We start from the raw sequence: 6,888 nt of genomic DNA, 5'->3' as shown, positions 1-6,888 counted from the left end.
CAGTGGGGAAACCGGCAGGACGCCGGTTTAGCCGCGCTGGGCCAGGGATGGCCCATCGCGGCGACCCCTGTAGGAGCGAGCATGCTCGCGAAAAACTTGAGAGCACCACGGTGTATCAGGCTCCCCGCGCCATCGTTGACCTCCATCGCGAGCATGCTCGCTCCTACAGTAAGGGCGAAACCATAAGCCGCCGTTACCGCAGCAATGGATATGCCCCCCCCAAAAAATGGCCGGGCCGAGCGTGCAATCACTGCGCGACGGGGTCAACAGTTTGCGCTCGGGTGTGCATGTGCCGATTACCGTGCAGCTCGTCATCAAGTGAGAGCAAACATATGCCTTGCATATGCCTGCGCGCATGACTATATTGCACCTGTCAGTCAATCGGCAGGAGTGACGTCATGCGCACGGTCTCAATTTTCAAGAACGGTAAGAATCAGGCAATTCGCCTTCCCACTGACATGGCTTATGAAGGTGTCGGGGAGCTGGAAATTACCCGCAGCGGCGACACCATAACCCTGCGTCCTGTTCGCCCGAGCTGGTTGTCACTGGCTGAATTGCCCAAGGCTGATGAGGACTTTCTACAAGAGCGTCCAAGCGTTATCAGCGATGAAGGCAGGTTCAATCTGTGACGACGTACATGCTGGATACCTGCATTTGCTCTTTCATCATGCGCGAGCACCCGGTTTCCGTTCTGCAGCGATTAGCCGCAGAGGTCGCGCAGAATAATCGGATCGTAATTTCTGCAATCACCTATGCAGAAATGCGTTACGGCCAAATCGGTAAAAAAGCATCGCCCAAGCACAAAATGCTGGTTGATGAATTTGTGAAGCGTCTGGATGAAATCTTGCCGTGGGGTCAGACCGCCGTTGACGCGACGATAGAGGTGAAGAGCCGACTCACCGACGCAGGGTCGGTAATAGGTGAGAATGATACGGCTATAGCAGGACACGCGATTGCTTCAGGTTGTGTGCTGGTCACCAACAATGTGCGTGAATTCAGCCGCGTTCCCGGTCTGTCTTACGAAGATTGGGTTCACTGACCAATATTGGCCAAAACACGACGGCAGAGCCCCCCGATTGAACATCGATAACCGAATCAAATTCCGTCATCTGCTGTGTTTTCTCGAGGTGGCACGCCAGGGCAGCCTGGCGCGTGCCTGCGACAAATTGGCGATCAGCCAGCCGGCGCTGTCCAAGACCCTGAAGGAACTGGAAACCCTGCTCGATACCAGGCTGTTCGAACGGGGCAAAAAAGGCTCGACGCTGACCGAGGCCGGCGTGGCCTTCCTGCGATATGCGGGCCCGAGCGTGCAATCGCTGCGCGACGGGGTCAACAGTTTGCGCTCGGGTGTGCATGAACCGATTACCGTGCAGCTCGGCGTGCTGTCCACCGTCGAAAGCCTGTTGGTACCTGAAGTGGTCCGCCGTCTGCACGACCGTCACCCGGCGCTGGTGGTCAGTATCGTGACCGGCCCGAGTGCCTATTTACTGTCCCGACTGCGCGTAGGCGAGCTGGACCTGGTGGTCGGCCGCATGACCGACAGCCCACTGATCCTCGGGTTGGCGTTCGAGCACCTGTACAGCGAATCCATGACCCTGGTGGTCCGCAGCGGCCATCCGGTGCTCGCCGATCCGACGGGGCAGAAAAACCTCGAAGACTATCCACTGGTATTGCCCTCGGCGGGAACCACGATCCGCAAATTCGCCGACAGCCTGTTCGTGCAGCACGGGATAACGCCGTCACGCCAACGCCTGGAAACCCTGTCGGTGGCCCTGAGTCGGCGCTACGTGCTGTGCAGCCAGGCCATCTGGGTCGCCCCTTTCGACGCGGTCAGGCAGGACTTGCGCCAAGGTGAGCTGGTCGAACTGGACCTGGGCATGCGTGAGCCGGGTGGCTCCGTGGGGCTGTGCACCAATCCTGCGTTGCCGGTGACACCGGCGGCGCAGTGGTGCGTGGAGGCACTGCGCGAGGTCGGGCAGGAGTATCGCGAAGGCCAGTATCCATAACCATCTGGATATGCATAAGGTCGATTTTTTCAATTTTACGGTGGGCCGTACAAGAGGACACTGGGCTACCAGTCGCTGCCAACTCCAGTGATTGCCTTCGTCCCACCATAACAATAGGAAAAACGACATGTCTGATGCGCACGACAGCCGCTTCGTCATTCGTGACCGTAATTGGCATCCAAAAGCCCTGACGCCTGACTACAAGACTTCGATCCTGCGCTCTCCCCGCCAGGCACTGGTGAGCATCCCCCAGTCTGCATCCGAGACCAGCGGCCCGGATTTTTCCCATCTGCAGATGGGGCGCCATGACAACGACCTGCTGTTGAACTTCAATCACGGCGGCCTGCCCATTGGCGAGCGCATCATCGTCGCCGGCCGGGTTTGCGATCAGTACGGCAAGCCGATTCCCCACACCCTGGTGGAGATGTGGCAAGCCAATGCCGGTGGTCGTTACCGCCACAAGAAGGACAGTTACCTGGCCCCCCTCGACCCGAACTTCGGCGGCGTTGGCCGTGCGTTGACCGACCGCGATGGCAACTACAGCTTCCGCACCGTCAAGCCTGGCCCCTACCCATGGCGCAACGGTCCCAACGATTGGCGCCCTGCGCATATCCACGTCTCCATCAGTGGCCCGTCGATTGCCACGCGCTTGATTACCCAGCTGTATTTCGAAGGTGATCCGCTCATCCCCATGTGCCCGATCGTCAAGTCGATCGCCAACCCGGACGCGGTGCAGAGCTTGATCGCACGGCTGGACATGGGCATGGCCAATCCTATGGATTGCCTGGCTTATCGTTTTGATATCGTCCTGCGCGGCCAGCGCAAGACCCACTTCGAAAACTGCTGAGGAGGCCTGCGTATGCCCGTTCAACTTCTGCCTGAAACCCCGTCGCAAACCGCCGGCCCTTATGTGCACATCGGCCTGGCGCTGGAGGCCGCCGGCAACGCGCCGCGCGAGCAGGAAATCTGGAACGAGATGGCCAGGCCTGGTGCGCCAGGCGAGCACATTCTAGTGTTGGGTCACGTGTATGACGGCAACGGCCACTTGATTCGCGACGCGTTCCTGGAGTGCTGGCAGGCCAACCACGACGGCGTCTACGACAGCGCGTTCGACCTGGAAAAACCCTTCAATTGCTTTGGCCGCACCGCGACCACCGATACCGGTGAATGGACGATCAAGACCGTCAAGCCCGGCCGGCTGAAAAACGCCTCGGGCGTGACCATGGCAGCACATATCAACGTGGCGCTGTTTGCCCGGGGCATCAACATTCACCTGCACACCCGCCTGTACTTCGACGACGAACCCGAGGCGAATGCCGCAGATCCGGTGTTGAACCTGATCGAACAGCCCCATCGCCGTGAATCCCTGGTCGCCCGGCGCTGCACGGTGGACGGCAAGCTGGCGTACCGCTTCGATATTCATCTTCAAGGTGAAGCGGAAACCGTGTTCTTCGACTTCTGAGGACGCGGTACGCAGAGCCGTTATTCAGCGGCTGACTGAACGACGCTACGCGCGCGGTGCAAGCCATTGGTCAGGTGCAGGCGCATGGCCGCGCGTGCGGCTTCGACGTCCTGGCGCGCCACCGCGGCGTAGATCTGTTCGCGCTCACGTACCTGCAAGCTGCGCAGTGGCTCCGTCACCGCCGGGGTGGGCTGCTGCGTGGCAGACAGCAGCATGCTGCCCAGGTGGGTCATGGCATCGATGAAGAAACCGTTCGCGGTGCACTGGGCAATCTGCAGGTGGAACTCGAAGTCCAGGCGCGTACTTTGCTCATTGGCCGGATCCAGCGCGTGGGCCTCATCCAGTGCGTAACGCATGGCCAACAACTGGCTGGGGGTTGCGCATTGCGCAGCGATGGCGGCGGCCTCCACCTCCAGGCTCAAGCGCAGCTCGATGATCGCCACCGCGTCGTAGGCGCTGCCCTTTTCATGCTGGTTACCCTGGAAGTCGCCGGGCCGGATGGTGTCGACAACGAAGGTGCCGATGCCACGCCGGGTCTCTACCAGCCCCTCTGCCTGCAGTCGCGACAAGGCTTCGCGAACCACGGTCCGGCTGACGCCGCGCTCCTGGGTGATGACTTGTTCGGTAGGGAGCTTGGTCCCCGCTGGCAGCTCGCCGGCGAGAATTTTGCGCGACAGATCAAGCACCAGTTGCTGGGCCAGGTTCAGGCGTCGATCAGGGGCAGCGCTCACCATGTAACAAATCCTTTCATACCAGACGATGGCGTCATTATACCCGCAGCCTTGGCTCAAAACGCACTATAATGCCCGCCGATCAGCCAAGAGCAAGACGATGTCGGATTCCTCCTCTGCAGCCCAAAACAAACCGCGCCGAATGGCCGAATCACTGGTTGAACGCTTTGCCCGGCGCATGCGTGAAGGCGAGCTCAAGCGTGGCGAAAAGCTGCCTACCGAAGCGCATATCATGGCGGCCGAAGGGGTCAGTCGCTCAGTGGTTCGCGAAGCGCTGTCGCGCATGCAGGCGGCGGGCCTGGTCGAAACCCGTCACGGGGTCGGTACCTTCGTCAAAGACATGCCGGCCCCCGAAGGATTCACCCTGGGGCCGCCGACGATTGTTGAACTGTCGGAAGTGCTCGACCTGTTGCAGTTTCGCCTGAGCCTGGAAGTGCAGGCCGCCGGCATGGCCGCCGAACGTGCCACACCGCAGGCACTCGAGGAGCTGGAGCAAGCCTTGCACGCGTTGCTGCAAGGTCCGGAAAAATCCGGCAGCACCATCAACGCCGATTTCCAGTTCCATCTGAAAATCGCCAAGGCCAGCGGCAATCCCTACCTGATAGACATCATGAAGCACCTGGGTACCAAGCTGATCCCGCGCACCCGGATGAACTCCGCCTATACCGGCCAAAGCAATCGCAGCACCTACCTGCAGGGCATCAACAGCGAGCATCAGCAGATCTTCGACGCCATCGCCAGTCGCCAGGTGGATGCGGCGCGTGCGGCCATGTACCTGCACTTGAGCAACAGCCGCATGCGCCTGCGTGAAGCGCAACAACGCCAGGCGTTCTACAACGAATAACGCTACCGGCTATTGAGCGGGCGGCGCGGGCTCCACCTCATGGAAGGCCAGCCCCTGGCTACCGCTCACCTGCCATGGATTGGCATCCCCGGCTTCACTGAAGCGAACAGTGTCAAATCGCGAATCCTTCAAGCCATCGATCTTCACGCCGGCCGGCCCGCTGAAGCGTACCCGCTCAAAGGCCAGGCCTTGATGAAAGGCGCTGTGCTGGCTATCACCCTTGACTTCGATCGCCGCCATCCCGGCGTTCTCCACACTCACATCACTGACCCGGATATCGCGGAACTGCCCTGCCAGGGTCGATCTCCTGTAGTCGAGCTTGGCATTCGGATCGTTGTAATCAAGGGTGAAGATGAAGGCCTGCTTGAGCGTATTGCGAATCGCCGAATCACGGAAGGTGACGTTGCGCGCCCCGCCGCCCATGAAGTTGGTGCTCTTCATACGCAGACCGGCATCGGTGCCGTCGGAAACGTTGTCCTCGGCCAGGATGTCCTGGATCCACGCCCCGGTATGACTGCCGGCGACGACCATGCCGTGGCCTTTGCGGAAAAAGTTGTTGAAGATCCAGGCGTCTTCCTGAGGCTTTTGCTGCGTCGCTTCGGCGCCAGTGCCGGCTGCGAAGTTGACGCAATCATCGCCGGTGTCGAAGAAGTTGTTGAACACCATCGCGCCGCGGCTGTTGGCGAATTCGACACCGTCACCGTTATTGGCATCAAAGGTCTTGTGCGTGATATTGGCCAGCACCACGTTGTGGTTTTCCAGGTTCATGATGCCGTGGTAAGCGGGGTTGAGTACCGTGAAGCCACCGTAGAAGACGTTCGTCACATCGCGCAGGGTGATCAGCGACGAGCGCATCTGTCCATAGGCGTCCTTGACGTTCATGCCTTCGGCCACCGCGCGTTCTACCTGAGCCTTGGCCAGCACACCATCGTGCATGTATCGCGTGTTGTCGCTCGGCACATAGACCGGCAACGGCTGGCCGCGTTCGTCGATAGCGTCGGCCTGGCGCTTCCAGCCATTGCCGTCGAGGGTGCCCTTGCCGACGATGCGGATGTTCTCGAAAGCCTGGTGCTTGCGCGGGTCACGGGGTAAAGCGTTGATCAGCGAGGCCGGGCGCACGGTGGTGGAATACGGGTACTGGACATAACCATCACGCGGGTAGTCCTCGGCACGCTCGGAGCCAAGCAAGGTCGCACCCTCGGCGATCTCGAGGGTCATGTTGCTCTTGAGGTACAGCGCGCCGCTCTTGTATGTGCCGGCCGGCAACAACACCTTGCAACCCGGGGTGCAGGCATCGATGGCGCGCTGGATCGCGGCGGTGTCCAGCGTGCTGCCATCGCCCTTGGCACCCTGCTCTCTTACATCGAATAGCGCTGGCACGGCGGTGGTGCGCTGGACCACCGCCGGACTATCAGCCGACTCCTTGCCGTCGCTTCCCACCGAACGCACCGTGAAACGGTATTCGGTGTCGGGCGCAAGGCCAAGCGCGGTGAAACTGTGGATGGCGATGCGGTGATGGAAGTGCCGGGTGTCCTGATCGTAGAACCTGTCGATGTAAGGCCTGGCCGGCGACACTCGGGCATTGTTGGCGTTGGCGCCACCCAGCAGCTTGCCATTGGCGTACACATGGTAATCGGCGATAGCAGCATGCCCTGCCGGCTTCTCCCATACCAAAATAATCTGCTGGTCGTCATACGCCAGGGTCGGCACCTGGACCCTGGCGGGCGCCTCCAATGCCCAGAGCGGCAGACTGCAGCCCACGGCCAGGACAGCCAGTACCGACTGCGCCAAAGGGTGACGGTTTGAAGCAACGGCAGGACTCGCATACGGCATGTTCTGGTTTTC

Annotated in this window: 8 protein-coding genes; 6 read left to right on the top strand and 2 right to left on the bottom strand. The window is 60.7% G+C overall.

Translation table 11 applies throughout. The features are described from left to right. The first annotated feature begins 398 nt into the window (after window positions 1-398). From vapB to pcaG, 5 genes are all read left to right on the top strand, one after another. Window positions 399-629 (top strand): type II toxin-antitoxin system VapB family antitoxin, encoded by a 231-nt coding sequence (vapB, locus tag PMI35_RS02860; RefSeq protein WP_008065625.1) that lies wholly within the window; start codon window positions 399-401, stop codon window positions 627-629. Then, window positions 626-1,039 (top strand): type II toxin-antitoxin system VapC family toxin, encoded by a 414-nt coding sequence (locus PMI35_RS02865; protein ID WP_032832129.1) that lies wholly within the window; start codon window positions 626-628, stop codon window positions 1,037-1,039. The genes vapB and PMI35_RS02865 overlap by 4 nt, the downstream gene beginning before the upstream one ends. A 37-nt stretch (window positions 1,040-1,076) precedes the next feature. Then, entirely contained in the window at window positions 1,077-2,006 is a 930-nt protein-coding gene (pcaQ, locus tag PMI35_RS02870) for a pca operon transcription factor PcaQ (RefSeq protein ID WP_008065621.1), read from the top strand. A gap of 127 nt (window positions 2,007-2,133) precedes the next feature. Then, the gene (gene pcaH / locus PMI35_RS02875) at window positions 2,134-2,853 is read left to right on the top strand and encodes a protocatechuate 3,4-dioxygenase subunit beta (RefSeq protein WP_008065619.1); all 720 of its coding nucleotides are present in this window, start codon (window positions 2,134-2,136) and stop codon (window positions 2,851-2,853) included. Window positions 2,854-2,865: 12 nt separating this feature from the next. Further along, window positions 2,866-3,468 carry a protocatechuate 3,4-dioxygenase subunit alpha gene (gene pcaG, locus PMI35_RS02880; protein WP_008065617.1) on the top strand — a complete coding sequence of 201 codons (603 nt, stop codon included), beginning with the start codon at window positions 2,866-2,868 and terminating at the stop codon, window positions 3,466-3,468. A gap of 20 nt (window positions 3,469-3,488) precedes the next feature. Here the strand turns inward: pcaG and PMI35_RS02885 are convergent, their stop codons facing one another. Continuing rightward, complete coding sequence (locus PMI35_RS02885; RefSeq protein WP_008065616.1) at window positions 3,489-4,202, bottom strand: FadR/GntR family transcriptional regulator; 714 nt, start codon at window positions 4,200-4,202, stop codon at window positions 3,489-3,491. A gap of 97 nt (window positions 4,203-4,299) precedes the next feature. Between PMI35_RS02885 and PMI35_RS02890 the strand changes: the two genes are divergently transcribed. Then, window positions 4,300-5,043 carry a FadR/GntR family transcriptional regulator gene (locus tag PMI35_RS02890; RefSeq protein ID WP_008065615.1) on the top strand — a complete coding sequence of 248 codons (744 nt, stop codon included), beginning with the start codon at window positions 4,300-4,302 and terminating at the stop codon, window positions 5,041-5,043. A gap of 9 nt (window positions 5,044-5,052) precedes the next feature. Here PMI35_RS02890 and PMI35_RS02895 read toward each other — a convergent pair whose 3' ends face one another. Next, window positions 5,053-6,876, bottom strand: coding sequence for a glycoside hydrolase family 28 protein (locus PMI35_RS02895; protein ID WP_008065614.1), 1,824 nt, complete (start codon window positions 6,874-6,876; stop codon window positions 5,053-5,055). Window positions 6,877-6,888: the final 12 nt, after the last annotated feature.

Origin of the sequence: Pseudomonas sp. GM78, from assembly GCF_000282475.1 — a bacterium.
Taxonomy (GTDB): Bacteria; Pseudomonadota; Gammaproteobacteria; order Pseudomonadales; family Pseudomonadaceae; genus Aquipseudomonas.
This window is presented reverse-complemented; position numbering and strand designations above follow the sequence as displayed.